This window comes from Qipengyuania psychrotolerans, assembly GCF_019711355.1.
GTDB classification, from domain to species: Bacteria; Pseudomonadota; Alphaproteobacteria; order Sphingomonadales; family Sphingomonadaceae; genus Qipengyuania; species Qipengyuania psychrotolerans.
In genome coordinates this window covers 944,073-957,673 of the sequence record NZ_CP081297.1, presented here as the reverse complement: position 1 = coordinate 957,673, position 13,601 = coordinate 944,073, and the positions used below count along the sequence as shown (strand labels likewise).

General features: G+C 61.0%; 11 protein-coding genes. 5 read left to right on the top strand and 6 right to left on the bottom strand.

Going from position 1 to position 13,601, the window contains the following annotated elements; genetic code table 11:
• Nucleotides 1–20: 20 nt before the first annotated feature.
• Genes K3166_RS04715 through K3166_RS04705 form a run of 3 tightly spaced genes read right to left on the bottom strand, consistent with a single transcriptional unit; the run spans nucleotide 21 to nucleotide 6,260 of the window.
• Nucleotides 21–3,560 (bottom strand): error-prone DNA polymerase, encoded by a 3,540-nt coding sequence (locus K3166_RS04715; RefSeq protein ID WP_221423522.1) that lies wholly within the window; start codon nucleotides 3,558–3,560, stop codon nucleotides 21–23.
• Between the two features lie 4 nt (nucleotides 3,561–3,564).
• Nucleotides 3,565–5,019, bottom strand: a complete 1,455-nt coding sequence (locus tag K3166_RS04710) for a UdgX family uracil-DNA binding protein (RefSeq protein WP_221423521.1) — start codon at nucleotides 5,017–5,019, stop codon at nucleotides 3,565–3,567.
• Nucleotides 5,016–6,260, bottom strand: coding sequence for a putative DNA modification/repair radical SAM protein (locus K3166_RS04705; RefSeq protein ID WP_221423520.1), 1,245 nt, complete (start codon nucleotides 6,258–6,260; stop codon nucleotides 5,016–5,018). Before K3166_RS04705 ends, K3166_RS04710 begins: the two co-directional genes overlap by 4 nt.
• A 223-nt stretch (nucleotides 6,261–6,483) precedes the next feature.
• On the opposite strand from K3166_RS04705, the gene K3166_RS04700 reads away from it, so the two are divergent.
• The 3 genes from K3166_RS04700 (at nucleotide 6,484) to K3166_RS04690 (ending at nucleotide 8,115) form a co-directional block, all read left to right on the top strand.
• The gene (locus tag K3166_RS04700) at nucleotides 6,484–7,206 is read left to right on the top strand and encodes a carbonic anhydrase (RefSeq protein WP_247714735.1); all 723 of its coding nucleotides are present in this window, start codon (nucleotides 6,484–6,486) and stop codon (nucleotides 7,204–7,206) included.
• A gap of 161 nt (nucleotides 7,207–7,367) precedes the next feature.
• Nucleotides 7,368–7,739: a PilZ domain-containing protein gene (locus tag K3166_RS04695; RefSeq protein WP_221423519.1), complete on the top strand. Its 372-nt coding sequence runs from the start codon at nucleotides 7,368–7,370 to the stop codon at nucleotides 7,737–7,739.
• A 55-nt stretch (nucleotides 7,740–7,794) separates the two neighbouring features.
• Nucleotides 7,795–8,115, top strand: a complete 321-nt coding sequence (locus tag K3166_RS04690) for a hypothetical protein (RefSeq protein WP_221423518.1) — start codon at nucleotides 7,795–7,797, stop codon at nucleotides 8,113–8,115.
• On the opposite strand, the gene K3166_RS04685 is transcribed toward K3166_RS04690, so the two are convergent.
• Nucleotides 8,112–9,686 (bottom strand): DNA polymerase Y family protein, encoded by a 1,575-nt coding sequence (locus tag K3166_RS04685; protein ID WP_247714734.1) that lies wholly within the window; start codon nucleotides 9,684–9,686, stop codon nucleotides 8,112–8,114. The two genes, K3166_RS04690 and K3166_RS04685, sit on opposite strands and share 4 nt — an antisense overlap.
• A complete protein-coding gene (locus K3166_RS04680; RefSeq protein WP_221423517.1) occupies nucleotides 9,683–10,465 on the bottom strand; it encodes a hypothetical protein in 783 nt (260 codons plus the stop codon). The genes K3166_RS04685 and K3166_RS04680 overlap by 4 nt, the downstream gene beginning before the upstream one ends.
• 147 nt (nucleotides 10,466–10,612) lie before the next feature.
• Here K3166_RS04680 and K3166_RS04675 point away from each other — a divergent pair, with 147 nt between their 5' ends.
• Nucleotides 10,613–11,098, top strand: a complete 486-nt coding sequence (locus K3166_RS04675) for a pyridoxamine 5'-phosphate oxidase family protein (protein ID WP_221423516.1) — start codon at nucleotides 10,613–10,615, stop codon at nucleotides 11,096–11,098.
• A gap of 64 nt (nucleotides 11,099–11,162) precedes the next feature.
• On the opposite strand, the gene K3166_RS04670 is transcribed toward K3166_RS04675, so the two are convergent.
• Nucleotides 11,163–12,593 (bottom strand): sodium-dependent transporter, encoded by a 1,431-nt coding sequence (locus K3166_RS04670; RefSeq protein WP_221423515.1) that lies wholly within the window; start codon nucleotides 12,591–12,593, stop codon nucleotides 11,163–11,165.
• Nucleotides 12,594–12,719: 126 nt separating this feature from the next.
• Between K3166_RS04670 and panB the strand changes: the two genes are divergently transcribed.
• A complete protein-coding gene (panB, locus tag K3166_RS04665) occupies nucleotides 12,720–13,592 on the top strand; it encodes a 3-methyl-2-oxobutanoate hydroxymethyltransferase (RefSeq protein WP_221423514.1) in 873 nt (290 codons plus the stop codon).
• Nucleotides 13,593–13,601 lie beyond the last annotated feature (9 nt).

Below are 13,601 nucleotides of genomic sequence, written 5' to 3'. Positions count from 1 at the left end.
GGCGGCGCTTTACCAGAGCGTCAGTGAAAGTCGCGCGATTTCGGAATGATACGGACATCGCGCGGATGACCGCCTTGCCAGCCGCATTCGCGATTGCCCGGTGGCGGTTCCTGCCACGGCTCGACCGGTTGATAGGGGTCGTCGGTACCGTCACGCAGATTGTCTCTCGGATTGAACTTGTCGGGCAGCGGGTTGCTGACGTGATCCGCGCGCGCCAGCGGTGCATTGAGTATGTCGTCGGAAAGCTTGTGCAATTCACCCGTCGCATCCGTCATATGGTGCGCGATGACATGGATGACCTCGTCGTCATATTCGACGCGGCCGCGCACCTCCATCAGGCGCGACCCCATGACTACGCGGCGCTGCTTTTCCTTAAGGTCCGGCCAGACGACAAGATTGATGACGCCGGTCTCATCTTCCAGCGTGATGAAGCATACGCCCTTGGCGCTGCCCGGGCGCTGACGGATCAGCACCACGCCTGCGACATGGACCATGCTGCGGAACTTCTTGGCACGCAGGTCGCAGGCGCGCACAAATCCGCGCTCCGCAAGGCTGGCGCGCAGGAATGCCATCGGGTGCGCTTTCAGGCTGAGGCGAGTGGTCTGGTAATCTGCCACCACTTCCTCGCTGAGCGGCATCTGCGGCAGGTTTGTGCGGCTTCTCTCCGCACCTTCATCGCGCGCGGCAGCAGCGGCGAACAATGGCAAATCCGGTCCACCAACCAGGCTGCGTGCGTCCCATAAGGCCTGCCTGCGTGTAAGGCCCATCGACCCGAAGCAATCGGCGCTGGCCAGGCGTTCTGCATGGGCTGGACCGATGCGCGCGCGATCGCGCAGGGCGCGGACATCCTCATATGCGCCGCCTGTCTCCCGCTCGGCGATAAGCTGTGCTGCAACCGCTTCGGGCAGGCCATCGACCTGCCTGAACCCCAGACGCAGCGCGACGTGCTTGTCCAACCTGCCGTTGTCGGGTCCCTGCGCTCGCGCCTTGCCCTTTTCTTCAAGCGTGCAATCCCATGCAGACAGGTTCACATCAGCCGGCAGCACCTCGACCCCGTGCTCTGCTGCATCGCGCACGATCTGGGCGGGCGCATAGAAACCCATCGGCTGTGAATTAAGCAGCGCGCAGGCGAAGGCGGCGGGGAAATGGCATTTGAGCCAGCTCGATACATAAACGAGATGCGCGAAGCTGGCGGCATGGCTTTCGGGGAAACCGTATTCGCCGAAGCCGCGGATCTGGTTGAAGCAGCGCTGCGCAAAATCGCGGTCGTAACCGCGATTGACCATCCGTTCGACCATCATGTCCTGCAGTTCGTCGACCATGCCACGGCTGCGGAAGGTCGCCATGGCCTTGCGCAGCCGATTGGCCTCTTTTGACGAAAACCTGGCTGCGTCGAGCGCGATCTTCATCGCCTGTTCCTGGAAGATCGGCACGCCCAGCGTGCGTTCGAGAATGCTGGAAAGCTCGTCGGGTGCGCCATGTTCGGGCGATGGTGCGGGAATGACCACCTGCTCTGCCCCCCGGCGGCGCTTGAGATAGGGGTGGACCATATCGCCCTGGATGGGGCCGGGACGCACGATGGCCACCTGGATGACGAGGTCGTAAAACTCGCGCGGGCGCAGGCGGGGGAGCATGTTCATCTGCGCACGGCTTTCGACCTGAAACACGCCAAGGGAATCGCCGCTGCGCAGCATGGCATAAGTTTCCGGATCCTCGCGCGGGACACTCGCCAACGTCAGGGTGCGCCCGTGATGATCGTCCAGCAGGTCGAGGCATTTCCTGATGCAGGTGAGCATGCCCAGCGCCAGCACATCGACCTTGAGGATGCCCAGCGCCTCGATATCGTCCTTGTCCCATTCAATGAAACTGCGATCAGGCATGGCGCCATTGCCAATTGGCACGGTCTCGCTGAGCGCGCCTTCGGTGAGGATGAACCCGCCCACGTGTTGTGATAGATGGCGCGGCATTCCAATCATTTGTTCGGTCAGTTTAAGAACCCGCTTCAGGTGCGGATCACTGACATCCATGCCCGTTTCGGACGCGTGTTTTTCACTGATTTCTCGGCCCCATCCGCCCCACACCGTCTTGGCGAGGGCAGCGGTGACATCCTCTGACAGACCCATGGCCTTGCCAACTTCGCGGATGGCCATGCGCGGGCGGTAATGAATGACCGTGGCGCATAGTCCGGCGCGGTGGCGGCCGTATTTGCGATAGAGGTACTGGATCACTTCCTCGCGCCGCTCATGCTCGAAATCGACATCGATATCGGGCGGTTCCTTGCGGTCTTCGGAGATGAAGCGGTCGAACAGCAACTGGTGCTGGGCCGGATCGACATTGGTGATGCCAAGGCAGTAGCACACGGCGGAATTCGCCGCGCTTCCCCGGCCCTGGCACAGGATCGGCGGATCGACCTTGTTGCGCGCAAAATCGACGATGTCCTTGATGGTCAGGAAATACCGCGCCAGATCCATCTTGCCGATCAGCGCCAATTCCTTGTGCAATGTCTCCGTGACACTCTCCGGCACGCCGGAGGGGTAGCGCCAGTCGGCGCCTCTCCAGGTCTCGCTTTCGAGATACTCCTGCGGCTCCGCCCCGCCGGGATAAAGCTCTTCGGGATATTCGTATTGCAGTTCGTCGAGGCTGAAATTGCAGGCGTCGGCAACTTCGCGCGCAGCGTGGATTGCATGGGGCCAGCGTTCGAACAGGCGCACCATGGTTGCAGGCGGCTTGAGATAACGCTCCGCATTACCATGCAGAAGGTGCCCTGCCCGCGCCACGGTAGTCTTGTGGCGGATTGCGGTCATCACATCCTGCAGCGGGCGCCGTTCGGGCCCTGCGTAGTGCACATCATTGGTCGCAAGAATGGACAGGCCGTTCGCTTTGGCCAGCGCATCCAGCCGCTCTATCCGTGCAATATCGTTATCGGTGTAGAGATAGGCCGCAGCAATATGGCGCAAAGAGTCCAGGCCTGCAGAAAGGTGCGGCAGGACGTCCGCAAAGGGCGCGGCGATATGCTCCTGCACCTTTTCGCCGCCCAGTCCCACCACATTGCTGGCCCATGCAGGTACGGTGAATTCGCGCGCCAGATCATTCGGCGGGAGCAGGATGAGTTGCACGCCCTCGGCGTGGCGCGCGAGCATGGCGAGGCTGATGTCGCACGCGCCTTTCTCCTGCCATCCGCCATCCAGATCGCGCATCCGTCCGGCCGAGATCAGGCGGCACAGACGGCCATAGGCTGTGCGGTTTTCCGGATAGGCGAGGAAGGCCAGCCCCTCGACTGTCTCGATCCGGCAGCCGATGCAGGGCTTCAGCTTGAGTGTTCGTGCTTCGGTATGCACCCGCACCACGCCTGCCATGGTGTTGGCATCGGCTATCCCGATGGCATCATAGCCAAGCGCCCGCGCCTTGAGCACGATGTCCACCGCATCGGATGCGCCGCGCAGGAAACTGAAACATGAGACAAGGCCCAGCTCGACGAAGGGCGCGCGGGAGGGCGCGTCTATCGACGCCGGATCGAGATCGATTGTGCGCTTGGGTACCTGGAGATCGTTTTCGGGCATGGTGTCACCCGGCCAGTTCCATCAGCCGGTGCCTGACTGCGGCGAGGTCGGCATCGAGCAGCCGCGCCTGCTCTTCACGCGCAGGACCGTCGAGGCGCAGCAGGTAGGATGGGTGCGCGGTGACCCATAACTCGCTGCCATCTTCCAGCGGGATCGGCGCGCCTCGCACTTTGGACATGCTCACCGTCTTGCCCAGCATACCGCGCGCCGCACTGGCACCCATGGCAAGGATCAGCTTCGGTTTTACGATGGCGCGCTCCGCCTCGATCCACCAGCGACAGGTGTCGATTTCCTTCGCGCCCGGGTTCTGATGCAGGCGCCTTTTGCCGCGCATCACATATTTGAAATGCTTCACCGTATTGGTGACATAGGCCGCGCGCCGGTCGATCCCGGCCTTTTCGAGATGCACCTCAAGCAATTGGCCAGCAGGTCCCACGAATGGACGCCCCTGCTGATCCTCCTGATCTCCCGGCTGCTCACCCACGATCATCAGAGCGGCATCTTGCGGCCCCTCGCCCATGACAGCATTATTGTCGAGGCCGCCAATCGGACATTTGCGGCACGCATGGATGGCCTTGTCGATAGCGGCCAGCGTTTCGGGCCGCTCCTCGAATTCCAGCGCGCCGGCCGCGACCATTCTCGCCTCGCGCCCCTGCGCGCCTGCGATCAGTTCGGGAATGAGCGCGGCTTCGGGCATGTTCTTCCAGTATTTCTTCGGCATTTCCTTCAGCATGGCACCAATTTTCAGCCGTGCGGGATTGAAGATGGAGGCGTAATAAGTGCGCCACATATCCTCCATCGGATCGCCGCCCGGGGCATCGCTGCGCTCGGCAGGAGGGCCTTCTGCCATTGTCTCGCCGTCCCAGTGGAGGCATCCGCGCGGCGTCAGGATCGACCACTGCATATTGGCGAAGCGGCGCATGAAGAAACCGGCATTGGCACGCAGGATGTGATGTTCGGGTTCAAACCAGGCAACGTAGTGTTCGCCCACTTCCTCGTCTTCGGATTCGACAAGGCGGAAGCGGACGAAAGCGTGCATCTTATGGCTGTCGCGGCGGACGTTCTTGTCGAGTTCCTCGATCTTGCGGACGTCTGGATCGGCCTTGTCTTCCATCATCCGCGGGTTTGCCTGCAATCGCCACAGCAGCCGGTAGAGCAGCCCGAAACGCTCCGGATCGGAATGGAGGATGGCATTGCGCGCCAGGCTGACGAACCGGCGATTGGCCCGCACTGCCTTCGCATCCGCATCGGGCACAGGCGATCGCCGCTCTCCGCCCAATTTTTCGCCGGATGCAAACAAATCGCCGCTGCCGCCGGGTTCAACCCAGGCCACACGGTCGGGCGGGACATCGCACTGGACCAGCTGACGCGCCCGTTCACGCCAGAAATCGAAATCGTCCGGCTCGGGCATCTGCACCACGTAATAGGCGCCGAGCTTGACGTGCTGGAGAGCTGTCATGCGACGAATAACTCCAGCTGCTCGGTCTTTGGCGCGAGCAGGCTGCGCAGGTCAGCGCGATCCGTCAGCATGACCGGTCGCCAGTCAAGCGTGCAGATGAAGGGCCGCACCTTGGTGATCGACTGGGTGAGCTTTGCCACATCATCCAGCCGAAGCGTGCGATGGCGGCGGCTGACGAGGATCTTGCTCACCGCCTTCACTCCAAGGCCGGGAACACGCAGCAATTGTTCCTTGGTGGCCCGGTTCACATCGACCGGGAATTGCTCCCGAAACTTCAGCGCCCATGCCAGCTTGGGGTCGATGTCGAGCGGCAGGTTTCCATCAGCATCGGTCGCCTGCATGACTTCGCTCGGCTTGTAGCCATAGAAGCGCATCAACCAATCGGACTGGTAGAGCCGGTGTTCGCGGATCAGCGGAGGGCGTTTCAGCGGCAGCACCGCACTGGCATCGGGGATCGGTGAAAAGGCACTGTAATAGACACGGCGCAGACGAAAATTATCGTATAACCGGCTGGCCTTGCCGACGATGTCCGCATCGGTCGCGGCGTCCGCCCCGACGATCATCTGTGTCGATTGGCCCGCTGGCGCAAAGCGCGGGGCGTGCCGGAAGCGCTTTCGCGCATCTTTCGCTTCGACAAGGTCAGCCTTCACCTTGCCCATGGCACCTTCGATCTGGCGCGCATCCTTGTCGGGCGCGAGGCGGGTCAATCCGCTGTCGGTCGGCAGTTCGACATTGATCGACACACGGTCGGCATAAAGCCCCGCCTGATGGACGATCTCCGCATCGGCTTCGGGGATGGTCTTGAGGTGGATGTAGCCGCGAAAATCGTGTTCTTCGCGCAGGATGCGCGCAACCTCGACGATCTGTTCCATCGTGTGGTTCGAGCTTTTCACGATGCCGGAGGACAGAAACAGCCCTTCGATATAATTGCGCCGATAGAAGGCGAGCGTGAGGTCGACCACTTCTTGCGGCGTGAACCGCGCGCGCTGCACATTCGAGCTCTTGCGGTTTACGCAGTAATGACAATCGAACACGCAGTGATTGGTCAGCAAGATCTTGAGCAGCGAGATACACCGACCATCCGGCGCATAGGCATGGCAGATACCCATCCCCTCGGTCGAGCCGATGCCCTTCCCGCCAAGACTGTTCTTCTTTGCCGTCCCGGACGATGCACATGATGCATCGTATTTCGCCGCATCGGCGAGAATTTCGAGCTTTTGAAGGACAGTTTGCGCAGTCATGTGTTCGCTATATGTTCTTTGTTGGGATTCACCAATGTCAAAAGATATAATTGGTCGGGAACCTATACCGCGATCGAACGTAAGGGAGCCACGGACCGGGCCCCTCTGGCGAGCGTAAATGCGCTCGTGATGTCGGACGTAAGTGACGCTGGCGGCCCCAACACTCATATACCGCTGGCATACGAACATCCCGCGACCGTCGGGTCGCCAGTTGGAGTATGTTATGAAGAAGATCGCTACCCTCGCACTCGCTGCCATGGCTGCTGGCCCTGTTGTCGCCCAGGAAAAGGACTGGAGCTTCAGCGACGGAACCTCGCCCGAGCGCTGGTCGACCGTAAATGCGGCATATGCACTGTGCGATGTCGGACTGCACCAGTCGCCAATCGATCTTGGCGCGGCCAACGCACGCGGCGATATCGCATTCGAAACAAATTTTGGCGAGACCAGCGGCACGATCGCGCTCGGCAAGGAGAAGGTCCAAGTGGACTTTCCCGCCGGAATGGGAATGAATTCAGGCGGCAAGGAATTCAATCTGATCCAGGTTCACTTCCACACCCCTTCCGAACACGCCATCAACGGTAAGCGCCACCCGCTCGTCGCCCATTTCGTGCACGCAACCGAAGCCGGTGAACTCGGCGTCCTTGGCGTCATGTTCGAACAGGGCGACGCCAACCCTGCGCTTGATTCCATCGTTGCCGGTGTCGGCGCTGGCAAGGGTGCCACTGTGCAGTTCGACGTGAATGACATGGTTCCCGAAGATGCCGGCGTTTACCGCTACATGGGCTCGCTTACCACGCCGCCCTGCAGCGAAGGTGTCAATTGGCACGTTGCCGATGAAGTCATGAGCGCCAGCGCAGAGCAAATCGCTGCGATGGAAGCGAACCTCGGCTCGTCGGCTCGTTCGATCCAGCCGCTCGGCACGCGGCTTCTTGTCGCACCCGAGTAAAATTTGGTGAAGTCCTTGAAACGGGCTGGAAGCTTCGCGCTTCCGGCCCGTTTCCTAATGCGGCGGTAAGCTTGTGCCGAAGGACCAAATTTACCCTTCTGATGGCAGGTGATCTGACCAACAGGAGAGTGGACGTGGGGCTATTCCGCAGGAACCAAGCTGTGGCTCAAAAGGAGCGACGCGCCGCACCGCGCTTTGCAGTCGATTGCGCTGCAACGCTCAAGATGCTTGGCGGCGACCGCGAAGGACGCCTGTCCGATCTTTCCGAAGACGGTGCGCGACTGGAAACCAGCAACCCTCCGAGTGAAGGCGTCTCCGGCCTGCTGTTCTGGAACGGTCACGAACACTTCGGCAAGATCGTATGGGCCAATGACAAGAGCTGCGGCATTGTATTCGAGCGACCGATCCCGCTTGCTGTTGTCGAGGACACTGTCGAAACGGTTGAAGTCCAGACTGGTCCGGTGGCCAATTTCGGCAAGATACCTCTGGGGCAGAAACGCTCGCGCAGAGCTTCGCTTCTTTCGGAAGGCTGACGGTTCACCGCACAGTAAGCGGTTATCTCTCAAATGCTTGGCATAGGAGATTTCGATGCGCGCTGTACTTTTCGTTTCCAGCCTGACCCTGCTGGCCGCTCCGGCGCTGGCGCAGGACGATGATGCACCGGTTGAATCGAGTGAGCAGGCACCGCGCAAATGTATCGCGCCGCAAGTGATCGTGCCGACATTCAACAATACCCCCGAAGCGATGGAACAGTCGCGGATTGCGGCCACGATTGTGGCGGGGTCGGAAGTGTGCAGAACCAGCGCGCTCATCCCGGAATTGTCCGAACTCAAGCACGGTCCCGAAGAGGTTTTGGAGCCCGAGGATGTGGAATCTGTCGAGCCTGCCGAAGAGGCGGAACCCGTCTAAGCGCACAGTCCCTGAAGATACCAGTCGGGCGCACCGCCGCGTCCGTCTCCCACGATACCGAGGCGATATATCCAGTATCGCCGACCACGATCATCCTCGATCCGGTAATAATCGCGCAGGCGCGTTGCACCGCGCTCGCGCCACCATTCCGGCGCGATCCTTTCCGGCCCCTCTACTCGCGCCACCTCGTGCACTTCACCCCGCCAGCGAAAGCGTTGCGGGTAACCATCCGGCGTAGCGTAAAGGACCGCGATCCTTTCCGGATTGTCGAGGAGTTTCAGAGGCCTCTTGTGAAAAGCCAATTCGGCTTGAGAAGCCGATTCCGGCTCCAGCGGCCGCTGCCACCGCTGGGCGCGTTCCGGGATATGGCTGGCGAAGGGCACGGGACGCGTAATCGCATGCACCCCTAGCCGCACGGTCAACCGGTCGATACAGGCGGACAGGGATGTGCCATGCACCTCTGCTGCAGCCTCGATATCCCCCTGCTCCAGTGCCAGCGGTTCGGCCCAGCTCGTGCGCAGGCGCAGCATCTCGATACCGAAGCCTGCGTCGATGTCATCGAGCCGTGCAGCGAACAGGCGGCAGATGTGCGCCGGATCGCGGGTGGCAGCGGCCATTTCGAGACGGCGCACGACAACCTCGCCATCGACACGCCATAGGCCAAGTTCGAGCCTGCGAGCGCCCTCGCCCCGCCCTTCCAACTCGCGCACCATGTCTTCGGCAAGATCGCCAACGACCTGGTCGAGCAGTTGGCGATGACGGATCGGCTCCATCAACCGGCGCTGGACCAGCGGCATATGCTGCGGCACCACCGGCAGCAGCGGTTCGGGCACGCGGCCAAGTATCTGGTCAAGCCGGATCAGCGGGTTGGCAGCTGGCGATTTGCGATTGCGGAAGCGGCGCTGGATCGCATCGCGGCCAATCGTCGTGAGTTCGCCCATCCGCTTCAATCCAAGGCGGCGCAGTACCGTAAGTACATCCTCGTCCAGCCGAAGAGCGGCCACGGGCAAATCGGCGAGCTTCGCCTCGAAGTCTTCCTCACCCTGCAATATCGCGCCAGGCGGGCCATAATGGGATAGCGCCCATGCGGCACCCGCCGTCGGTGCAATGGCGCAGCGCAAGGCCAGCTCGCGCGCGGCAAAGGCGGTTGCCACATCGCGCAGCAGCTTTTGCTCGCCCCCAAAGAGATGCGGCACAGCGGTTACGTCGACCAGCAATCCGTCAGGGGCATCCATCGCCGACCACGGACCCCAGCGCTGCGCCCAGATTGCGAGCTTTTCGAGGAAAGCGAGATCGCCTGCCGGATCGCTCGGCGCAGTAATGATATCAGGGCACAAGGTTCGTGCATCTGCCAGCATCATGCCGCGGCGCGCGCCCGCTGCCATACCGGCGCGGTTCACCGTCTCGATGCGCGGACCATGCGCAGTATCGGCAATCAGGACGAGAGGCTGCGTATCGAGCGCATGCCGCTGCTCGCCCCCGTCCTGCCGCCAGCGATCCATTGCCATCGCAGGAAGCCAGATCGAGAGGATGCGCCGCGAGCAGGCCGCACCTGTCATCGGCGCGTTCATGCCCTGAGCGGCGGGCGCCGATGTCTTAGCCCGGCCGTCCAATTGGCCACCGCCCGGTCTGTGCGCTCGCTCGCCCTGGTTGCCTCAAGGGTTTTTGGCGTGCTTTTCAGCAGCCATTCTCCCGGAGCATGACTGCGGGCGCGGAAAAGTTCGGCGCGCCACGCCGGGTCGCCTGGCGCTTGCGCATTCCACTGGGATGCAGGAGACGGCGCACTGGTCACTTCCCAGCGCATCCGGGCCGAAGACAGATCATGTGCGGCATCGATCCGGATAAGGAACAGCTGCACGCCGTGCCTCTCGCTCGCCAAAGTCAGCCGCCGCGAAGCCGTGAAATCCAGCGCCTTGGCATTGCCGGTCATTTCGCCGATCACGAAAGCGAAGTCGCGGCAGCGCAGCCCTTCTTCCAATGCGAAGAGCGCGTCTCCCGCCTTGTCCGCCAGCACGTGAATCAGGCGTCCTTGCAATTCATCGGGAAGGCCGGCGCGATAGGGGCGCCCGTTCAGGCGCGCAGCATCGCGCGTCTGCACCCACAACACGCTGCGCCGGTCCTCTACCTCGCGGTCATCTTCACGCGGAATGTGCCGCCAGTCGTCGAGCGCCAGGGCCAGTGCGGCCCCCACCCCCGCCCCTTCGCGCGATGATGCAAAGACTTCGCTGTGAGACGCCGCGCCCTGCACCGCTGCCAACCCTGGTCGCCAGCGCGCAGTGCGCCGCGCAGACAGCGTGGCAACGTCTTCAAAGGCCGTGAGCGGCAAGGAGGATAGATCGGGTTTGGACATGCAGGAACGACTCGCTTGTTCCCATTATGTTCCATTCCGGAGAGATTCGCAATTCGTCCTTTCGCCGCCTCGCTTCAACGTCGCTGCCGGAACGAGTCGGCTTACCTGACGTAGAATAACCAAACGCCATTACAAAAAGGTCATACAATGAAATATTCGAACGGAGACGCCGACGCCCTCAAAAAGAAGTTCTGGAAAGCGATGTCAGATTCGCCCTTCGTATTCCTCGAACTCAATGGCCAATCCGACACTTCGGTGCCGATGACCGCGCAGCTAGACAAGGACGCCAACAGCGCAATCTGGTTCTTTACGCAGAAGAACAGCAGCTTTGCCAAACTGGGCAAAGTCACTGCGAGTTTCGCAGGCAAGGATCACGAAATGTTCGCCCGCTTCGACGGCACGTTGAGCGTAGAAACCAGCAAGGAACGTTTTGACCAGTTCTGGAACAACTTTGTCGAAGCCTGGTACGATGGCGGCAAGGACGATCCGGACATCCTGTTCCTGCGCATGGACCTGGGCGATGCCGAGATCTGGAGCGGCGATCTGGGATTGCTCAACACCGCCAAGATGGCACTGGGCATGAATGTTCATGACGAAGCAGAAGAGCGCCACGTCGACAAGGTCGATCTCTAAACCGAACCGATAACGATAAAAACGGTCGCAAGGGCCGCCCTGTCTCAGGGCGGCCCTTTTTGCGTCAGGCCGGAAGAAGGCTCGGGAAAATCCCGACGATGAGGATTCCGGTCAGGGCCAGCGGACACAACCAGCGAACAAGGAACAGCCAGAAACGGTGCAGACCGCCGGAAAGGCCGTTCTCGTTATCGATCAGACGTCGCTCGGCAATCCAGCCCACGAAAATCGAAACCAGCAAGGCGCCAATCGGCATGAACAGCTTCGCAGTTACGCTGTCGAGAGCCGAGAATATGCCTTCACCTTCAAACAGGGGAATGAAGCCCAGCGGATGGAAACCCGAAAGTGCATTGAACGAGTAGGCGGAAAGAATGCCCAGAACCGCCGCCGCGACAGCGATCGAAATGGCTGTCGGCGCACGGCGCAAGCCGAACTTGTCGATCGCCCAGGCAGTCGGAACTTCCATCAGTGAAATGGAGCTGGTCAATGCTGCAAAGCCGACCATGACAAAGAACGCCAGGCCGATCAGGGTGCCGAATGGCATGCTTTGGAAAGCGTGCGGCAAGGTGTCGAACATCAGCCCCAACCCGCCATCGGAAGAAAGCCCGGCTGCCAGAACGATCGGGAAAATACACAGACCCGCAATCAGCGCGACCGAAGTATCGGCGAAGGCGATGGTCGCAGAAGTCTTTGCCAGGTTCACATCGCGGCCGACATATGAGCCGTAGGTCATCATCCCGGCCACACCCAGCGACAAGGAAAAGAATGCCTGCCCGACCGCAGCGAGCATGACCGGTCCGGTCAATTTCGAAGCGTCGAAAGTGAAGAGGTAGCCGACGGCTTCCGAAAAAGCTCCGGTAAACGCGCCATAGATCGTGATGCCCAGAAGCAGCATGAAGAAGGCAGGCATCAACCAGACCGAGGCTTTTTCGATACCGCCTGAAACACCGCGTGCGACGAACATTACCGTGATGACCACGAAGGCCACGTCCAGTACGCTCATCGTGAAACCGTTGTTGAGCAGGTCAGGGAAAATCGCCTTGATGTCCTCGGCAGACATGCCGGTCAGCGCGCCGCCCGATATTCCCGACTGCACGATGTCAGCGGCGAACAGTCCGATATAGTAAAGGACCCACCCTCCGATCACGCAATAGAATGCCAGGATCATGAAGGCTGCTGCGACACCAAGGCCGGCAATCCCTCCCCACCATTTCGACGCATTGGATTCGGCAGCCAGCCGCTTCATGCTCTCCACTGCACTAGCCTGACCATGACGCCCGATAAGAGTTTCAGACAGGAGGACCGGCAATCCGATCAATACGATACAGGCGACGTAGAACAGCACGAAAGCGCCGCCGCCATTGTTCGCCGCTTCTGCCGGGAACCGGACAAGGTTGCCCAAGCCGACCGCAGCGCCGACTGCCGCCAAAACAAATGCTGAGCGTGATGACCAACCATCGCGCGGCGTAGTTCCGTCTGAAGCGGTAGTAACGACCATAAAAAAATCCCTCGATCCCGTCTGAATGCCCGGAGGCATTTTCTCCGGGCGCACTCCTGCAATGAAATGGCGCGCACGTCGAGTGTGCTTTGCGTTTATCTTCACAGGCGGCTAGTCGCGTTTGCCATGTCGACTACATTCCAGCTCGATACGAGCACCAGCCGCGCCAATCCCACACCGCAGCCGATGAAGCGGCTGACGGTACCCAAGATTCGCGCGCACAAAGCTGACGGTGAAACGAAGGATCCGCTGGTCATGCTGACAGCCTATACGGCGCGGCAAGCCCAGCTTCTCGACGCACATTGCGACATGTTGCTGGTTGGCGATTCCCTCGGGCAGGTGATCTACGGACTTCCCTCCACGATCCCGGTGACGCTCGACATGATGGCTAACCATGCTGCAGCAGTCGTGCGCGGCAGCTATCATTCGGTCGTTGTCGTCGACATGCCATTCGGCTCGTACGAAGCGTCCAAGGAACAGGCTTTCGAAAGCGCCGCACGTCTGTTGAAAGAAAGCGGCGCCGCTGCGGTAAAGCTTGAGGGAGGCGAGCAGATGGCTGAAACAGTCGCGTTCCTGAACCAACGCGGCATCCCGGTCATGGGCCACGTCGGACTCACTCCGCAGGCGGTCAATGTCCTGGGCGGATACATGGCCCGCGGCCGGAGCGACACGGAAGCGGACAAGATCGTTGGTGACGCCAAGGCACTCGACGAAGCCGGGGTGTTCGCTATCGTCATCGAAGGTGTGGTCGAACCGATCGCGATCGAGGCCACCAAGGCGGTTTCGTGTCCAACCATCGGCATCGGTGCATCTGCCCAGTGTGATGGCCAGGTACTTGTGACCGAGGACATGCTGGGAATGTTCGACCGCGTGCCGCGCTTTGTGAAAAAGTACGAAAATATCTCCGAGGTGATCGATCGCACGGTCGCCAGCTATGCCGAAGAAGTGCGTGCGCGCAGCTTCCCCACCAAAGACCAGACATACCAGCCAAAGGGCTGAGAAGGACCT

Bases quoted from the DNA above. Each gene is read 5' to 3' on its own strand.
- K3166_RS04715 (WP_221423522.1), bottom strand. From the start codon at position 3,560: ATGCCCGAAAACGATCTCCAGGTACCCAAGCGCACAATCGATCTCGAT.
- K3166_RS04710 (WP_221423521.1), bottom strand. From the start codon at position 5,019: ATGACAGCTCTCCAGCACGTCAAGCTCGGCGCCTATTACGTGGTGCAG.
- K3166_RS04705 (WP_221423520.1), bottom strand. From the start codon at position 6,260: ATGACTGCGCAAACTGTCCTTCAAAAGCTCGAAATTCTCGCCGATGCG.
- K3166_RS04700 (WP_247714735.1), top strand. From the start codon at position 6,484: ATGAAGAAGATCGCTACCCTCGCACTCGCTGCCATGGCTGCTGGCCCT.
- K3166_RS04690 (WP_221423518.1), top strand. From the start codon at position 7,795: ATGCGCGCTGTACTTTTCGTTTCCAGCCTGACCCTGCTGGCCGCTCCG.
- K3166_RS04685 (WP_247714734.1), bottom strand. From the start codon at position 9,686: ATGAACGCGCCGATGACAGGTGCGGCCTGCTCGCGGCGCATCCTCTCG.
- K3166_RS04680 (WP_221423517.1), bottom strand. From the start codon at position 10,465: ATGTCCAAACCCGATCTATCCTCCTTGCCGCTCACGGCCTTTGAAGAC.
- K3166_RS04675 (WP_221423516.1), top strand. From the start codon at position 10,613: ATGAAATATTCGAACGGAGACGCCGACGCCCTCAAAAAGAAGTTCTGG.
- K3166_RS04670 (WP_221423515.1), bottom strand. From the start codon at position 12,593: ATGGTCGTTACTACCGCTTCAGACGGAACTACGCCGCGCGATGGTTGG.
- panB (WP_221423514.1), top strand. From the start codon at position 12,720: ATGTCGACTACATTCCAGCTCGATACGAGCACCAGCCGCGCCAATCCC.